We start from the raw sequence: 16,889 nt of genomic DNA on the forward strand, positions 1-16,889 counted from the left end.
CCTCGACAGCTTACGCCGAGTCGGTGGCCGGTGTCACCGGAAAGGGCAATGTCGGCCAGCCGATCGGGCTAGTAGCGCAAGCTGCAAGGCAACGCCGCGGCATGGCAACGGCGGCGCGTTGTAAGGGACGCGTTGGGTACGACCTGCTTGAAGAGCTCAAGCAATTGCCGGTCTCGTGTGTCCTAACGAGGCCGCCACAAATCAGCACTCGACAATATTCACCGCTAACCCGCCGCGTGAAGTTTCCTTGTACTTGGTCTTCATATCCGCGCCGGTTTCGCGCATCGTCTTGATGACCGAGTCCAGCGAAACATAATGGCTGCCATCACCGCGCAATGCCATCCGCGCCGCGTTGACCGCCTTCACCGACGCCATCGCATTACGTTCGATACACGGAATCTGTACCATGCCGCCGACCGGATCGCAGGTCAGTCCGAGGTTATGTTCCATGCCGATTTCCGCGGCGTTCTCGACCTGCTCAGGTGTGCCACCCATCACCGCCGCAAGTGCGCCCGCGGCCATCGAGCAGGCCACGCCCACTTCACCCTGGCAACCCACTTCGGCACCGGAAATCGATGCATTCAGCTTATACAGAATTCCGATCGCCGCTGCCGTCATCAGAAAGTCGATCACGCCCTGCTGGTTCGAGCCGGGCATGAACCGCGTGTAGTAATGCAGCACCGCCGGGATGATGCCGGCCGCACCGTTAGTCGGTGCCGTGACGACACGCCCACCGGCCGCATTCTCTTCATTGACGGCAATCGCGTACAGATTGATCCAGTCCACCATCGACAGCGGATCGCGCAACGCCAGTTCAGGATTGCCGGACAAGGAGCGATACAACTGCGGCGCACGCCGCTTCACCTGGAACGGCCCGGGGAGATTACCGTCCGCATCCGGATTGCCGATGCCGCAACCGCGCGCCACACACGACTGCATCACGTCCCAGATCTTCATCAGGCCCGTGCGCGTTTCTTCCTCGGTGTGCCACACGCGCTCGTTTTCCCACATCAGTTGCGCGATGCTTTTACCGGTCGCCTTGCATAGCGCGAGCAACTCATTGCCGCTGCGAAACGGGTGCGGCAACTGATCGACGGCACTCAGCACCTTGGTATTCGGCGCACCCGCAGTGACTACAAAACCACCGCCGACGGAAAGGTAAGTCGCCTCACGTAACGTCTCACCTTGCCCATCGTACGCGTGCAGCTTCAATCCGTTCGGATGCTCGGCAAGCGCCTGCCGGTAGAACGAAATGTGATCCTTCTGCACGAACGGCACGGGGTGCGTGCCAAGCAACGGCAAAGAGCGCGAGGTGCGCACTGCTTCGAGACGCTCCGCGATCGTATCGGGATTGACGGTGTCCGGCGCGTCGCCCATCAAACCGAGCATCACGCCGCGATCGGTGCCGTGACCCTTGCCGGTCGCGCCGAGCGAACCATACAAATCCACCTTCACCGAAGCCGTGGCCGCAAGCAGTCCATCGCGTTCGAGCCCCTGGACGAACATCAGCGCCGCGCGCATCGGCCCGACTGTATGCGAGCTGGACGGACCAATGCCGATTTTGAAAAGGTCGAACACACTGACTGCCATTACTGCTCCTGCAAATAAAAACGGGTTTAACGTGCCGGCAGCGGCAGGCACACGGCCAGCCACGCGGGCGGTGTCGGCGCGAGCCGCAACGCGATCGGCGCATAGCGGCCATCGAGGCGCGCCGCCAGATGAAACAGTTCCGCCGCGTTCTTCGGATCCCAATCACCCGAATAGCCGGGCAAGCCGGCTTCGCGACGCTTCGCATCGAACGGGACGTCCGAATGCACAAATTCTTCATGCGTCTTCGTGCCCAACGCGTAGGGCGTCAACCAGTTCAGCGCGGCGGCCAGCGTCGCGTCGTTGGTCGCCGGCTCCGGCAGCCAGTTGCGGTTGTGGCGGCGTGCCGCCAGTGCTGCGGTCACGAGCGGCTGCAGATCGTAAGTCACGTAGTGCAGCGCATCGCGTTCCTTGAAATCGATCGTCGAACCATCCGGCTCGATGTTGTCGCCAATGTGTTCGACAAACAGACGCTGCGCCGCGTTGATCATCTTGCGGTTGTCGAGCGTGAAGGCGGCCATGGCAATCAGCTTGACGCGGTGACTCTGCCAGTTGTTGCGATACGTGCCGGTCAACGGACGCGGTTGCGCGTCGATCTGCGCGATGTAACCGTTTCCAAGCTTCGTCAGAAACGCCATCGACGCGTTGCGCGTTTTCACCGGCAGCGCGCTTGCGGTCATGTCGTAGGCGAGGATCAGGCTTTCAAAATGCGTTTCGTCGATCGGGTTGAAGCTCGGCTGATAGGTCGTGACCCAGGCGTACAGCAGACGGTCGACCAGTTTCAGATAGCGGTCGTCACTGGTGGCGCGCCAGGCGAGTGCGGCATCGCGCAACAGATCGAGATCCTTCTCGGCTTCGATGCTCTGATCGTAGATCCCTTCGTGCGGTAAGGTGCCTTCGGTATGCAACGTCGCCACCGCATGCGCCGGATCATTCAGATGCGCTCCCACATTGGCGACCAGGGCCTTGACGCCGGGATCGGCGTTCGTGCGTTCGCTGGTTTGCAGCGCTGGCGCCGCACAAAAATTCATCGCTGCGCGGGCGTGCCGCACCGGCAGCATGACGGCGCCGCACACCAGCAGCAGCGTCGCGAGCGGCGTGCCCGCGGCCTGCCAGGACGGCATGCGCCGTGAATCGCTCCGGCTTTCCATCATTAGCACCTTTCGCACCATGCGACACTCCTTCGTTGGGCTGATTGGTGTGTGATGTTAGCCGTTCCCGGGCACGAACGACAGGACCGCGCGTCACCGTCAGGTGGCGCGCGGTTCAAGGCAGCGGATGCGACGCGGTTACTCGTAATCCGCGATCGGCACGCAGGAGCAGAACAGGTTGCGGTCGCCATACACGTTGTCTGCACGGCCAACCGGCGGCCAGTACTTCCTCGCAATCAGTGACGGCAGCGGATACGCGGCCGTTTCACGCGCGTACGCATGCTTCCAGTCGTCCGCAATCACCACGGCCGCCGTATGCGGTGCGTGCTTGAGCGGATTGTCTTCACGGTCCGAGCGACCGTCCTCGACGGCGCGGATTTCCTCGCGGATCGCAATCATCGCTTCGATGAAGCGGTCGAGTTCTTCCTTCGATTCCGATTCGGTCGGCTCGACCATCAGCGTGCCCGGCACCGGGAAGCTCATGGTCGGCGCGTGGAAGCCGTAGTCGGCGAGGCGCTTGGCGACGTCGTCAACGGTGATGCCGCTCGAGTCCTTGATCGGACGCAGATCGAGAATGCACTCGTGCGCGACCAGTCCGCCCGGGCCCGAGTACAGCACCGGATAGTGCGGCGCGAGCTTGTTGGCGACGTAGTTGGCGTTGAGGATCGCGGTTTCGGTGGCGGCGGTGAGGTTCTTCGCGCCCATCATCGCGATATACATCCACGAGATCGGCAGGATCGAAGCGGAGCCGTACGGCGCTGCGGAAACTGCACCAATGCCATCGGCCGCGCGCTCATAGCCGGACGAAACCTGATTCGGCAGGAACTTCGCGAGGTGTGCGCCCACCGCCACAGGACCGACGCCCGGGCCGCCACCGCCGTGCGGAATGCAGAACGTCTTGTGCAGGTTCAGGTGCGAGACATCGCCGCCGAACTGACCCGGCGCCGTGAGGCCGACCATCGCGTTCATGTTGGCGCCGTCCACGTAGACCTGGCCGCCGTGCGCATGCACGATCTCGCAGATTTCGCGCACATTCGCTTCGAACACGCCGTGCGTCGACGGATACGTGATCATGATCGCAGCCAGCTTGTCCGCGTGTTGCGCGGCCTTCGCCCTCAGATCTTCAATATCGACGTTGCCTTGTGCATCGCACGCGACCACCACGACCTGCATGCCGGCCATCTGTGCCGACGCCGGGTTCGTGCCGTGCGCCGAAGCGGGAATCAGGCAGACGTTGCGATGACCTTCGCCGCGCGACGCATGATAAGCGTGGATGATGAGCAGACCCGCGTACTCGCCTTGCGAGCCGGCGTTCGGTTGCAGCGAGACAGCTGCGTAACCGGTTGCCGCCACGAGCATCTGCTCGAGCTGATCGATCATTTCGCGGTAGCCGACGGTTTGTTCAGCCGGCGCGAACGGGTGAATCTGACCAAACTCAGGCCACGTCACTGGCAGCATTTCCGAGGTCGCGTTCAGCTTCATCGTGCAGGAGCCGAGCGGGATCATCGAGCGGTCGAGCGCCAGGTCCTTGTCGGAGAGGCTGCGCAGGTAGCGCAGCATTTCCGTTTCGGAATGGTGACGGTTGAACACATGGTGCGTGAGGTACGCGCTGGTGCGTTCGAGCGCAACCGGCACGGTGCTTTCCGCTGGCAGTTCGGCGTCGAGCGCATCGATTTGCGGCACTTCGCTCACGAACGCTGCTTGCGCGAACACGGCCAGCAGATCGGCGAGATCGCTGCGCTTAGTCGTTTCGTCGAGCGAGATGCCGACGCGCGTATCGCTGACGCGGCGCAGGTTGATGCGCTTGGCGACCGCCGCGTCATGCAGCGCTTGCGTGCGGGCACCGGTTTCGAACGTCAGCGTGTCGAAGAAGTTTTCGTTGACGAGCGTATAGCCGAGCTTTTTCGCGCCAGCGGCCAGCAGCGCCGTGACGCGGTTCACGCGCTGGGCAATCGTCTTCAGACCTTGCGGGCCGTGATACACCGCGTACATGCTGGCCATGATCGCGAGCAACGCTTGCGCGGTACACACGTTCGAGGTCGCCTTTTCGCGGCGGATGTGTTGTTCGCGCGTTTGCAGCGCGAGACGCAGCGCGGGCTTGCCTTGTGCGTCGACCGTGACGCCAACCAGACGCCCCGGCATTTGCCGTTTGAATTCGTCGCGCACGGCGAGGTAGGCCGCGTGCGGACCACCGAAGCCGACCGGCACGCCGAAACGCTGCGTGTTGCCGACGGCCACGTCCGCGCCCCATTCGCCCGGCGGCGTGAGCAGGGTGAGGGCGAGCAGATCAGCGGCGGCGACGACATAGCCGCCCGCGGCGTGGACCGCTTCAGCCAACGCGCGGTAGTCGCGCACATCGCCGTTCACACCCGGATATTGCAGCAGCACTCCAAACGCGTTGGCATTGGCGGCGTCCGCAGCCGGGCCAACCTTCACTTCAATGCCAACCGGTGTGGCGCGAGTCTTCACCACTTCGATGGTCTGCGGCAGCACGTCGTCGGCGACGTAGAACACGTTCGACTTTGGCTTGCCCACGCGTTGCAGCAGCGTCATCGCTTCGGCGGCGGCGGTCGCCTCGTCGAGCAGCGATGCGTTGGAAATGGCGAGGCCCGTCAGATCGATGATCATTTGCTGGAAGTTCAGCAGCGCTTCGAGACGGCCTTGCGAGATTTCCGGCTGATACGGCGTGTAAGCCGTGTACCACGCCGGATTTTCGAGCACGTTGCGCAGGATCACCGTGGGGGTGTGCGCGTTGTAGTAGCCCTGCCCGATATACGAGCGGAACACCTGGTTCTTGTCGGCCAGTTCACGCAGCGCGGCGAGCGCTTCGGCTTCGCTCTTCGGTTGCGCGAAGGGGCCGAGCGGCAGCGTTTCGGTGCGGCGGATCGTCTTCGGAATCACGGCGTCGATCAGCGCGGCGCGCGACGCGAAGCCGAGGGCTTCGAGCATCGCCTGGCTGTCGGCCGAATCCGGGCCGATATGCCGTTCAGCGAAGGCGTCATGCACTTCGAGCGCGGCGAGCGAGAGAGGAGTGCGGTTCATCAGACGATCCGGGTGTTCGAGCTTCATGAAGTGTTCCTGGCGGTGCGGCCGTCCGCGTTCGTCGGACGTCGCACCTGACGGTTTAAAACGAGTTTTGAATGCTTAGGCGCCGATGGACTTCGTATAGGCGTCGGCGTCGATCAGGCGGTCATGCGTTGCATCTGCTGCCGGCTTGATCTTGAACAGCCAGCTGTCATACGGCGTGCTGTTGACGGCGTCCGGTGTGTCGGCTACAGCCGTGTTCGCTTCGATGATTTCGCCCGAAACCGGCGCGTAGATATCGGAAGCGGCTTTCACGGATTCGATGACCGCGACGGTGTCGCCTGCGGTCACAGTTTTGCCCAGTTCCTGGACTTCGAAGAAGACGATGTCGCCGAGCGCTTCTTGCGCGTGGTCGGTGATGCCGACCGTCAGCGTGCCGTCTGCTTCGGTGCGGACCCATTCGTGCGATTCGGTGTATTTCAGATCGGCCGGGATGCTCATCGGATGCTCCTATGCGGTGTGTTCGGTAAAAACTTAAAAAGGGGGAGAAGCGCGCGCAACGAAAGCTTAAGCAGCAAGAACTTTGCCGTTGCGCACGAACGGCAGTTTTACCACGCTTGCGGGAAGCGCTTTGTCACGGATTTGCACGTGGACAATATCGCCGGGTTTCACGTCCTTCGGCACGCGTGCGAAGGCGATGGATTCCTGCATGGTCGGCGAGAACGTGCCGCTGGTGATTTCACCCTCGCCGTGCGGCGTGACGACCTTCTGATGGGCGCGCAGCACGCCGCCCGCCTTGCCGTTTTCCTTTTGCAGGATCAATCCGACGAAAGCGCACTGGCAACCGTCGGCTTCGAGTTTCGCCTTGCCGACGAACTCGCGCGGCGAATTCAGATCCACGGTCCAGGCGAGACCGGCGTCCAGCGGCGAGACATTGTCGTCCATGTCCTGGCCATACAGGTTCATGCCGGCTTCGAGGCGCAGCGTGTCGCGCGCACCGAGACCGGCCGGGCGCACGCCTTGACGCACCAATGCGTCCCACAATTCGCAGACGGAAGTGGACGGCAGCACGATTTCAAAGCCGTCTTCGCCGGTGTACCCCGTGCGGGCGATCATCAATTCGCCGAACGGCGTGTTCTCGACGATCGAGGCGTTGAAGGGCTTGAGGAGTTCCGTGGAGGTGCGGGTGGACGGCGCGACTTGCCAGACCTTTTCACGGGCGTTCGGACCCTGCACAGCGACGATCGACAGATCGCGGCGCGGCGTGATGGTCAAGCCATAGCCGCCTTCGTCGTTGAGCTTGCCGAACCAGGCGATGTCCTTCTCGGCGGTGGCGGCGTTGACCACCAGGCGGAAGTGCGTCTCGGAGAAGAAATAGACGATCAGGTCGTCGATCACGCCGCCGTTCGGGTTCAGCAGGCAGGTATAGAGCGCTTTGCCCGGCGCTTGCAGCTTTCCGACGTTGTTGGCAATCGCGTGTTCGAAAAACGCACGGACACGCTCACCGGTGAAATCGACCACACACATGTGCGACACGTCGAACATGCCGGCGTCGGTACGCACCGCGTGGTGTTCGTCGATTTGCGAGCCGTAGTTGACGGGCATGTCCCAGCCGCCGAAATCGACCATGCGGGCTTTCAGCGCGCGATGGGTGGCGTTAAGCGGGGTGTGTTTGAGTTCGGTCATCAGGGCCTCAGGCAATCTCGACGGATAACAAAAAGGCCATGCGGCTTGATCCCTCGCGGCCAAAAGCCTGCGAGCGATGCCATGCATGACCCCTCTGTCCTCGATACCTGAGAGATTGCGCTGCCGCGCGGGTTTGCAAGTGCTTGCAAGCCACCACGGTGAAACGCGCGCCCCTTCGGTGGGCAGCCTGCCTGGCTCGATGATGGTCGATGCCGGTGGCTACTGCCGCTCTCCAGAGTGCGAAAAACCGGTGCCTGATGAAGCCCGGACGATGCCGGAATCAGACGGGTTCTTCGACGCAGCCGGTCCTTTTGCCTGAGAGTTTGTGGGTGTGCCCCTTCGGCGGCGCGGCCCGCGAAAACATGGCGGCCAACGCTCTCTCCCGACGCGTGCGGCGAATGTACGCGAGGCCTGGAGGCTTGTCAAATGGGGACGGGGAAGGGCATCGGGGCGGCCCGTCGGGCCTGCGCTGAACAAAAAAAACGCACCGCCGAAGACGCGCTCAGTTCCTGGTCAGCGCATTTCTCACCGTTCCGTTTTCGGAATTACCTCATGTCTGTTGTCTGGAACAGCCACCTATACTGCCGCTCCTTCTATCGACCGCTCGCCCGGCATCGCGCGTGAGGCGCACCGCACACGTGCCACATCATAAAAACACCCGTTTCGAACCCAGAGCTCAGAAAGATGCAAAAGGCCTTCATCCATCAGATTTTCTATTCAGAAGAGACCCGCCGCGCGCTCGATAGCGGATTTATTCCGCTCGATAACGTCAACCAGCGCCCGGACTGGTGCGAGTACTGGCCGATCAGGAATTTCATCGTCAATCACGAGATGGATGATGACGCGTTTTACGGCTTTCTCTCGCCGAAGTTCAAGGCCAAAACAGGACTGACTGCCGGCGATGTCCATCAATTTCTGGCATGCACCGATGCAGCGACTGACATCGTTGCATTTTCGCCTTTCTACGACGCCGGAGCGCTATTTGCGAACATCTTCAGACAAGGGGCGCAAGGGCACGACGATGCCTGGCCTGTATTTGTCGAAAGTGTGGGTTTGCTCGCGCCGGGAAGTAACCTGGAGACCCTCGTGATGGATTCTCGCAACACGATATTCTGCAATTACTTTCTGGCTAAACCCCGATTCTGGCGCCATTGGTTCCGCAAGGCCGAGATCATTTTCGATCTCGCCGAGCAGAATATTCATCCGCTCGGACAGCGGCTGAATGATTGCATTGATCACACGAGCGGCGCCACGCCGATCAAGGCTTTCGTGATCGAGCGCCTCGTCTCACTGCTGCTGGCGACAGAATCGCACTGGCAAACGCGATTCTTGAATCCGATGAGTTTGCCGCTGCATTATCCGGGTGCGGGTCGTATCAGTGAGGAACTGGTGACGCTCGACGCCCTGAAAATAGCGGCGGCCGCAACGGGTCGACCAGAGTACCTGACCGTATTCGCTTCTTTGCAGAGACGAGTCGCGAAGTAGATGCGCGAAGCGCGCTGGAACGTCAGCGCCCGTAACAAGGGGCGGCGCCAACAGCTCGCCGCCCCCAATTGCTGGCCGAAACGGCCAATCAGGCTTATTCGCCGATTGCGTGTGCTGCGCCGTCGAGTTCCTGGTTCAGTACGCGCTGTTCTTCACCCGACAGACCGCCACCATGCTGGGCAGACATGTCATGCGCTTCCTGACGGATCACGTCGAGGCGGTGATGCAATGCGCCGCCTTGCGGGGGCGGGTAGTAGCCTTGATTGACATGATTGTCGATGCGATGGCTCAGGTTGTCGGCACGGCCGTAAACCTGATTCAGGCGCTGAACGGCGATTTCGTGCGGGTTAGGTCCCGGTGGCGGTGCCTGTTGCGGGACCACACAGGCGGCCAGCGAGGAAACGAGTGCCAAACTTGCCAGCGCACGGGTGAAACGTTGCATACCTTCACTCCTTGTCTTTGTGATCGATGAACTAGATCGATATCGTGAAGCAACGGCTTCCCGCTGCCGCACGATGACCTGAATTCAGAAACATATTGTAACGGAGCGTCCCTTTCGGAACTGTTAGCAGCGGTTGTCTGCATGTAAGCCATGACTTGCGCGGCGATCTCAGCGGATTTGCTCGAAGGGCAGGCGGCGGCCTTCCTCTTCGCTGCGCGCGGCCAGTTCGATGATCGTCATGACGTCGACGGCATCCTGCGGGCTAACCGGGAAGCGCTCGCCATCGAGGATGGCGGCCGCGAGCGAACGATAGAAGCCGACGTAGTCGCCGTCGCGGGTCGGCAGGGCGCGTTCGGCTTCCTGATTGCTCGCGTCCAGTACGCGCAGCAGACCCGCTGCGTTGCCGCCAGCAAAACCAGCGTCGCCGGGACGCAAGCCCGCTCTCAACTGATCTTCCTGGGTGTCCAGTTCACGTTTGACGTAGCTGCCGCGTGTGCCGTCGATGGCGAAGCGCGGCGGCGCGAGCGCAGCGAGGGTGGTCGCGTGCAGCACGACTTCGAGATCCGCGTAGCCGAGTTGCAGATGAACGTAGTCAGCCGCGCCGCCGCCGTCGCGATGCGTCTTGACGGTGGCCGACACGGTAGCGGGCGTGCCGAACAGCGTGAGCGCCTGATCGATCAGATGCGGCCCGATATCGAACAGCAGGCCGCCGCCGCGCGACGCTTCCTCGCGCCAGCGCGGCCGCACATCCGGACGGAAGCGGTCGAAGTGCGATTCGTAGTGGGTGATGCGGCCCAACTCACCGCTGGCGAGCAGGTCGCGAACGGTGAGGAAATCGCCGTCCCAGCGGCGGTTGTGGAACGGCGCAAAGGTGAGGCCGCGCGCCAGCGCCAGGTTGGCGAGCGTGAGCGCCTCCGTGGCCGTCAGCGTGACCGGTTTGTCGACCACCACATGCTTGCCGGCTTCCAGCGTGCGTTTGGCGAGGTCGAAGTGGGTATCGTTGGGCGTGGCAATCACCACGCATTGGATGTCCTCGAGCGCGAGCAGCGCATCGAGATCGGGCACGACGTTGGCGCGCGGATAGTCAGCGCGAGCCGGCTCGGGTTTGCTCGTCGCAATCGCGGCGACCGTGGCCCGGCCGCAGTGCTCGATCACCGGCGCGTGGAAGGTGGCGCCAGCAAAACCGTAACCCATCAATCCTGTTTTCAGCGGTGCAGACATGTGAGTTTCCTGCAAGAAGGCGCGCCGCTTTGCCACCGCGGCGACGACGCGCGGCCTGTAATTGTGGCATGTCCGAGCCGTCGCCGGCTTCGTGTTAGCATCCCAGCCCGCACCTTCAACCCGCAACACCCCCCGCCAAAACACGATGTCCGCAGGCCTGAATCCCGCTCAAAACGAAGCGGTGCGCTACCTCGATGGTCCCTGTCTTGTGCTTGCCGGCGCAGGCAGTGGCAAGACGCGCGTGATTACGCAGAAAATTGCGCATCTGATCGAAGTCAAAGGCTTCGAGCCGCGCCATATCGCGGCCGTCACCTTCACGAACAAGGCGGCGGCGGAAATGCGCGAGCGCGTTGGCAAGCTGCTCGAAGGCAAGACGCTGACCACGCCCGGCAAGGAAGGCCGAAAGGTGCCCGTCAATCAGTTGACGGTGTGTACCTTCCACTCACTCGGCGTGCAGATTCTGCGTCAGGAGGCCGAGCACGTCGGCCTGAAGCCGCAGTTCTCGATCATGGATTCGGACGACTGCTTCGGCATGATCCAGGAACAGGTCGGCTCGACGGATAAGGGTTTCATCCGCAAGATCCAGTCGATCATCTCGCTATGGAAAAACGGCCTGATCATGCCGGACGAGGCGGTGGCGATTGCGGCGAACGAGGACGAGCACCAGGCGGCGATTGTCTACCGCAACTACGTCGCCACGCTGCACGCTTATCAGGCGGTAGATTTCGACGATCTGATCCGCCTGCCCGCCGAACTCTTCGCGAAGAACGAAACGGTGCGCGACCGGTGGCAGAACAAGCTGCGCTATCTGCTGATCGACGAATATCAGGACACCAATGCGTGCCAGTACGAGCTGCTAAAGCAGCTGGCCGGCCCGCGCGCTGCATTCACGGCGGTGGGCGACGACGACCAGGCGATCTACGGCTGGCGCGGCGCGACGCTGGAAAACCTGGCGCAGCTCGGCAAGGACTTTCCGAAACTGCATCTGGTGAAGCTTGAGCAGAACTACCGGTCGACGGTGCGGATTCTGACGGCCGCCAACAACGTCATCGCGAACAACCCAAAGCTGTTCGAGAAGAAGCTGTGGTCCGAACACGGCATGGGCGACACGATCACCGTGACGGGTTGCAACGACGAGGAGCATGAAGCGGAATCCGTGGTGTTCCGGTTGTCCGCGCACAAGTTCGAGCGGCGCACGCAGTTCCGCGACTACGCAATCCTGTATCGCGGCAATTTCCAGGCGCGGATCTTCGAACAGGTGCTGCGGCGTGAGCGGATTCCGTACGTGCTGTCGGGCGGCCAGTCGTTCTTCGACAAGGCCGAGATCAAGGATATCTGCGCGTATCTGCGCCTGATCGCCAATGCGGACGACGATCCCGCTTTCATCCGCGCCATCACCACACCACGGCGCGGCGTGGGCAACACGACGCTCGAGGCGCTCGGTTCGTTCGCGGGTCAGGCGAAGGTGTCGCTGTTCGAGGCGGTGTATATGGGCGGGATCGAGGCGCGGCTGTCGGTGCGCCAGGTCGAGCCGCTGCGCACCTTCTGCGATTTCATGCAGCGCCTCACCGACCGCGCGGAAAAAGATCCGGCCACCGAGGTGCTCAACGACCTGATGGACGCGATCCACTACGAGGCCTATCTGTACGACGCATTCGACGAGCGCCAGGCGCAGTCGAAATGGCAGAACGTGCTGGAGTTCGTGGAGTGGTTGAAGCGCAAGGGCACCAAGCCGGAACCTGCGGCGGGGTCCGAGGCCACCGGCTACGACAACGCGGACGGTCTCGCGGATACCGGCAAGAACCTGCTGGGTCTGATCCAGACGGTGGCGCTGATGTCGATGCTCGAAGGCAAAGAGGAAGATCCGGACGCGGTACGGCTTTCGACGGTGCATGCGTCGAAGGGGCTCGAGTATCCGCACGTGTTTCTGGTGGGCGTCGAGGAAGGGATCATGCCGCACCGCGGCGGCTCGGACGACGCGCCGATCGACGATGCGCGCATCGAGGAAGAGCGCCGGCTGATGTACGTGGCGATTACGCGGGCGCAGCGCAGCTTGCATCTGACCTGGTGCAAGAAGAGAAAGCGCGCGCGGGAGACGGTGGTGTGCGAGCCGTCGCGATTTATTCCTGAGATGGGGCTGGACGAGGCGCCGCCGCCGACGGCGGAGGAAGCGCCGATGACGCCGAAGGATAGGTTGGCTAGTTTGAAGGCGTTGTTGCAGAAGCCTTGAGGGGTGGTTTTTGCCTCTGTGACATCCGCTGATGCGCTGCTAGTCGGCGCTTGAACGTAAAAAATCCCTGCTCGTGTTGCCACGGTGCAGGGATTTTTCTTTGGGCGTTGCCGTTTAGCCGACGCCCAGGCGGGGCGCGTTACCGCTTACTTCGCCGCGCTGACCATGTAGTCGACGGCGGCCTTCACGTCGGCGTCGGACGCGTTCGATCCGCCTTTAGGCGGCATCGCACCCTTACCGTGCAGCGCGTAGTTGTAGACCGTGTCCATTGGGTCCTTGAGACGCGGCGCCCATGCGGTTTTGTCGCCGAACTTCGGGGCATTCAGCACGCCAGCAGCGTGACACGCCTGGCAAACCTGCGTGTAGAGCGTCTTGCCGGCCTGCGAGGCGTCCGCGCTTTGCGCGCCATCGCTGGGCGCGGCTGCCGGGGCGCTGGCGATCGAGGCAAGCGCGGCCGCGGCCTGGGACGCCGCTGCCGCGCCGGCGTCAGCGGGGGCGCCGGACGCCGGTGCAGCCGCCGCGGCAGCACCTGAGGCCGCTTGCGCGGCGGTCGGTGCCGCCGGTTGGGCAAAATTGCCGCCGGAATTGTTCGCCATATAGACGACGGCGCGCGCAATCTCGAAGTCGCTATAGTCGTCCGGGCTGGTGCCGCCGCGTGCGGGCATGGCGCCCGTGCCGGTCAAGGCGGTGTGGACGAGCGTGTCGTAGCCTTGCGCGATGCGCGGCGCCCAGTCGGCGGTGTTGGTGAACTTCGGTGCGCCTGCCGCTCCGGTGGCGTGACAGGCCGAGCAGACCGCCTTGTAGACTTCCTCGCCGGTCTTGTAGACGCGCGGCGCGTTTGCGTCGCGAATGTCGACCTGGGCTAGCGGCGCGATGCGGGCGCTGACCTCGGTGTCGGAGAGACTGTCCGTACCGGCGCCGGTGCGCGTCCAGTTGTCCGCGTAGATCGCGAGCAAGACGATGATGACGACCGGAATAGCAAAACCAGCAATGATGGCCGCAATGAGCTGCCCGGGGGTCTTGATCGGGGCTTCGTGATTTGGTGCTTCGCTCATGCTTGTCTCGTCTCCCGTGGGTATTGTGAGCGGTACAGCGTGACGCCAACGACCTTGTTCTTTATAGCCACTGGCGATTATAGACGGAAGGTTTCAGCGGCGGCGAGGGCTGGCGGGGGGTATTCAGCGGGCGTTTACCCCTATCGGTGGTTTGGGGTGGTGGTCGTGGGCTGGATCGCCCGTGGCGTGCGCCGGGCGGTCGGTGGACGGGTTGGCTGAAACCGGGTATCCTCTCGGTCTCGATTTGGTGCCGGTTTTGTGGTTTTACGGCGCTTTTCGTGTCAATGCGCCCGTAGCTCAATGGATAGAGTACTGCCCTCCGAAGGCAGGGGTTGCTGGTTCGATCCCAGCCGGGCGCACCAATTTTGACAGGGGTTCTAGCGAATCTGCCTGTTTCTGCTTTCCTGAACTACACCTAAATTACACCTGTTCGCCCAAGTATGGCGCGGAGTGTGCGTCATACGCGGTGCGTCTTGAGCCAGTCGCGCAGCGCGTCATTCATGCGCGTTTGCCAGCCGTCGCCGCTTGCCCTGAAGCGATCGATTATCTCGGCGTCGTATCGAACCGTTACCGCGACTTTCGGGTGCGCAAGCTTCGGTCGGCCGCCGCGCGGCTTCATTTGTGCGAACTGTTCATCGGTCGGCTCGAACGTGTCAGGATCGTCCGCGATGCCGCGTGCAATCGCGGCTTCTTCTTCTGGTGTGTTACGAATCAATTTGGATTGCTTTTTCATAGCGATCAATCTCCCGGTTGTTGGCCTTGCGCAGACTGATAACCCTGAAGGTCTCGCCGCGCTGCGTGAACACGACGCAATAGAGGCGGGCACCGATCACGGCATAGCCAATTTCGCGCAACTCTCCGTAATCCTTGCGATCGTCGGGTGCGCACCATACGGACGACCAATCAATCGCTTCAGCGATGGACAGAGACACGCCGTGTTTCTGTTCGTTGGCATTGCTCTTCGCTTGGTCGTGGGTTGTTTTCATACGGTTATTGTAGTTACAAAAACGTGGGGCGGCAATGGGTTTTGTGACGGCGATTATTTGTCGTCGTTACGGGAAAGCGATCGGTACCGACTTCGTGCGGGGTAGAAGTGCTTTTACAGTTGACGCGCGTCCCCCTCCGCACATGCGTGCATCAGGGCTCAGCGATCTACTTCAAGCGCAACGTGCTATCGGTGACGCTCATTCCGCACAGGTCGCGTTGCTGCGCGAGCCGCAGCGAAGAAACAGGGCATGCCGATCTAGCTTGGGCGTGTCTGCACGCGCTAGATAACGAGCCACTAGAAGGTGTGACCGCAAACAATACCGGCTTTATGGAGTTTTCTTAATGAGCAATGGCAAGCGCAGCATTCACGCATCGAGCACGACGCCGGCAAGGGCCGAGGCCTTCACGTTCGACGATCCAGTGCCGGTGATGGACGGGGCCGAAATCCTTGACTACGTGCAAGCGTGGGCGGCCGGCGATTGGTATGAGCCGCCCGTGTCATGGTCTGGGCTGGCAAAGACGTTTCGCGCCGGCGTGCATCACGGCTCGGCGATCTACTTCAAACGCAACGTGCTTTCGTCCACGTTCATTCCGCACAAGTTGCTCACGCGCGAGGAATTCGACAAGTGGGCGCTCGATTTTCTCACGTTCGGCAACGCGTACATCGAGCAGAGAAAAGCAAGGCTCGGCAACACGCTCGCGCTCAAACGCGCGCTGGCGAAATACGTGCGTCGTCGAATCGACTTGCAACGCTTCGTGCAGCTCAACGGCTTGCAGCAGCTCGAACACGAGTTCGAGCCGGGTTCGGTGCATCACTTGATGGAACCGGACATTAACCAAGAGGTGTACGGGTTGCCTGAATATCTCGGTGCCCTGCACTCTGCCTGGTTAAACGAGTCCGCAACGCTCTTTCGTCGCAAGTATTACGAGAATGGCTCGCACGCCGGTTTCATCCTGTACATGACCGATGCGGCGCAGAGTCAAAGCGATGTCGACAAGATGCGCGAGGCGTTGAAAAACAGCAAGGGACCGGGCAATTTCCGAAACCTGTTCATGTACGCGCCGAACGGCAAGAAAGACGGCATTCAGCTCATACCCGTGTCTGAGGTCACGGCGAAAGACGAGTTTTTCAGTATCAAGAATGTGACGCGCGACGACTTACTCGCGGCGCACCGCATCCCGCCGCAGCTTATGGGGATCGTGCCAAGCAATACGGGTGGGTTTGGGGCTGCTGACACGGCGGCCCAAGTGTTCGGCGTGAACGAAATCGCACCGCTGCAACGCCGTTTCGCACAGGTTAACGAATGGATAGGGGATGAGGTAGTACGGTTCGCCCCATATTCACTGGGACCGGCAAAGGCGCATTGAAAATTGTGTCGTTCGTCGCCGGGAGAGAGTCGGTTCGGGCGCCTGCCCAGCGATAAACGCCCCGAAGGGGGGAAGTGCACGGCTCATCGTGTGTCCGTCAACCAACCGCCTCAATGGTGCCAGGCGCCATCGGAGCGGCTTTAAGGTCTGGGTGCGACTCCGGGGCCGCTTGCGCGGCCGATTCGTCGTGTTCGCTACGCTTGCGCGTAGCTCTAGCCTCGGTCAATCTGACCTGCAAATCCCAAGCGGAGCTTACGTCTCTAGTAGGGCGTCCGCAACTCTTTTTTCTTCAGGACTAAAGCCAGGTCAGCTTGCTTGTCCCAAGCAAAAAACCATGGCCTGTTACCAACTGTGCTTATCAAATCGGCGGCGCGTGCGTTAATGTTCTGCGAAGATTTGTGCCGAAGGACAAGTTTCGCAATTTGCAGTTTTTCGTCTTGAGAGACGTACGGACATGTTAGCAAGTCAAAGAACAAGAATACACTTTCGGTGGCTTGCTCCCAGTCAACGTCCTCGAATCGCGTAAGAGAAACAGCAATTGCCGATCGGACGATGTGCTCGAAACGCGGCACACCGCCCAGATATGAAATTAAAAATACCAATTGGAAGTAGTCAAATTTTTCGCTGAATATCAGACTACTATCGTCCGAGGC

At 61.6% G+C, this 16,889-nt stretch carries 14 protein-coding genes, 1 tRNA gene and 2 riboswitches; of the genes, 4 read left to right on the forward strand and 11 right to left on the reverse strand.

Annotated elements, in window-relative coordinates; translation table 11 throughout:
* Positions 1–201 precede the first annotated feature (201 nt).
* The 5 genes from M0954_RS15910 to gcvT form a co-directional block, all read right to left on the reverse strand.
* A complete protein-coding gene (locus M0954_RS15910) occupies positions 202–1,590 on the reverse strand; it encodes an L-serine ammonia-lyase (protein WP_122152919.1) in 1,389 nt (462 codons plus the stop codon).
* A 26-nt stretch (positions 1,591–1,616) separates the two neighbouring features.
* Positions 1,617–2,759 (reverse strand): alginate lyase family protein, encoded by a 1,143-nt coding sequence (locus M0954_RS15915; protein WP_123385091.1) that lies wholly within the window; start codon positions 2,757–2,759, stop codon positions 1,617–1,619.
* A 117-nt stretch (positions 2,760–2,876) separates the two neighbouring features.
* A complete protein-coding gene (gcvP, locus tag M0954_RS15920) occupies positions 2,877–5,807 on the reverse strand; it encodes an aminomethyl-transferring glycine dehydrogenase (RefSeq protein ID WP_297354204.1) in 2,931 nt (976 codons plus the stop codon).
* Between the two features lie 75 nt (positions 5,808–5,882).
* On the reverse strand, positions 5,883–6,263 hold the full coding sequence (gene gcvH, locus M0954_RS15925) for a glycine cleavage system protein GcvH (RefSeq protein WP_133892564.1): 381 nt from the start codon (positions 6,261–6,263) through the stop codon (positions 5,883–5,885).
* Positions 6,264–6,329: 66 nt separating this feature from the next.
* Positions 6,330–7,448 carry a glycine cleavage system aminomethyltransferase GcvT gene (gene gcvT / locus M0954_RS15930; protein WP_297354206.1) on the reverse strand — a complete coding sequence of 373 codons (1,119 nt, stop codon included), beginning with the start codon at positions 7,446–7,448 and terminating at the stop codon, positions 6,330–6,332.
* A gap of 84 nt (positions 7,449–7,532) precedes the next feature.
* Positions 7,533–7,694: riboswitch (glycine riboswitch) on the reverse strand.
* Positions 7,695–7,740: 46 nt separating this feature from the next.
* Positions 7,741–7,843, reverse strand: a riboswitch (glycine riboswitch).
* 289 nt (positions 7,844–8,132) lie between these two features.
* On the opposite strand from gcvT, the gene M0954_RS15935 reads away from it, so the two are divergent.
* A complete protein-coding gene (locus M0954_RS15935) occupies positions 8,133–8,933 on the forward strand; it encodes a hypothetical protein (RefSeq protein WP_297354208.1) in 801 nt (266 codons plus the stop codon).
* A gap of 94 nt (positions 8,934–9,027) precedes the next feature.
* On the opposite strand, the gene M0954_RS15940 is transcribed toward M0954_RS15935, so the two are convergent.
* Together M0954_RS15940 and M0954_RS15945 are read right to left on the reverse strand one after the other, a co-directional pair.
* On the reverse strand, positions 9,028–9,375 hold the full coding sequence (locus M0954_RS15940; RefSeq protein ID WP_122152913.1) for a hypothetical protein: 348 nt from the start codon (positions 9,373–9,375) through the stop codon (positions 9,028–9,030).
* Between the two features lie 168 nt (positions 9,376–9,543).
* Positions 9,544–10,596: an oxidoreductase gene (locus tag M0954_RS15945; protein WP_297354209.1), complete on the reverse strand. Its 1,053-nt coding sequence runs from the start codon at positions 10,594–10,596 to the stop codon at positions 9,544–9,546.
* 145 nt (positions 10,597–10,741) lie between these two features.
* Here M0954_RS15945 and M0954_RS15950 point away from each other — a divergent pair, with 145 nt between their 5' ends.
* Entirely contained in the window at positions 10,742–12,826 is a 2,085-nt protein-coding gene (locus tag M0954_RS15950) for a UvrD-helicase domain-containing protein (RefSeq protein WP_297354211.1), read from the forward strand.
* Positions 12,827–12,972: 146 nt separating this feature from the next.
* Here the strand turns inward: M0954_RS15950 and M0954_RS15955 are convergent, their stop codons facing one another.
* On the reverse strand, positions 12,973–13,881 hold the full coding sequence (locus M0954_RS15955) for a c-type cytochrome (protein WP_133892559.1): 909 nt from the start codon (positions 13,879–13,881) through the stop codon (positions 12,973–12,975).
* Positions 13,882–14,167: 286 nt separating this feature from the next.
* On the opposite strand from M0954_RS15955, the gene M0954_RS15960 reads away from it, so the two are divergent.
* Positions 14,168–14,243, forward strand: a tRNA-Arg gene (locus tag M0954_RS15960).
* A gap of 95 nt (positions 14,244–14,338) precedes the next feature.
* Here the strand turns inward: M0954_RS15960 and M0954_RS15965 are convergent.
* A complete protein-coding gene (locus tag M0954_RS15965; protein WP_297354214.1) occupies positions 14,339–14,614 on the reverse strand; it encodes a BrnA antitoxin family protein in 276 nt (91 codons plus the stop codon).
* Positions 14,586–14,867: a BrnT family toxin gene (locus M0954_RS15970; protein WP_297354216.1), complete on the reverse strand. Its 282-nt coding sequence runs from the start codon at positions 14,865–14,867 to the stop codon at positions 14,586–14,588. The genes M0954_RS15965 and M0954_RS15970 overlap by 29 nt, the downstream gene beginning before the upstream one ends.
* A 343-nt stretch (positions 14,868–15,210) precedes the next feature.
* Between M0954_RS15970 and M0954_RS15975 the strand changes: the two genes are divergently transcribed.
* The gene (locus M0954_RS15975) at positions 15,211–16,236 is read left to right on the forward strand and encodes a phage portal protein (protein ID WP_297354218.1); all 1,026 of its coding nucleotides are present in this window, start codon (positions 15,211–15,213) and stop codon (positions 16,234–16,236) included.
* Positions 16,237–16,496: 260 nt separating this feature from the next.
* On the opposite strand, the gene M0954_RS15980 is transcribed toward M0954_RS15975, so the two are convergent.
* Positions 16,497–16,889: hypothetical protein (locus M0954_RS15980; protein ID WP_297354220.1), on the reverse strand; the 393-nt coding region annotated here is incomplete at its 5' end.

The organism is Paraburkholderia sp. (genome assembly GCF_026225065.1).
Taxonomy (GTDB): domain Bacteria; phylum Pseudomonadota; class Gammaproteobacteria; order Burkholderiales; family Burkholderiaceae; genus Paraburkholderia.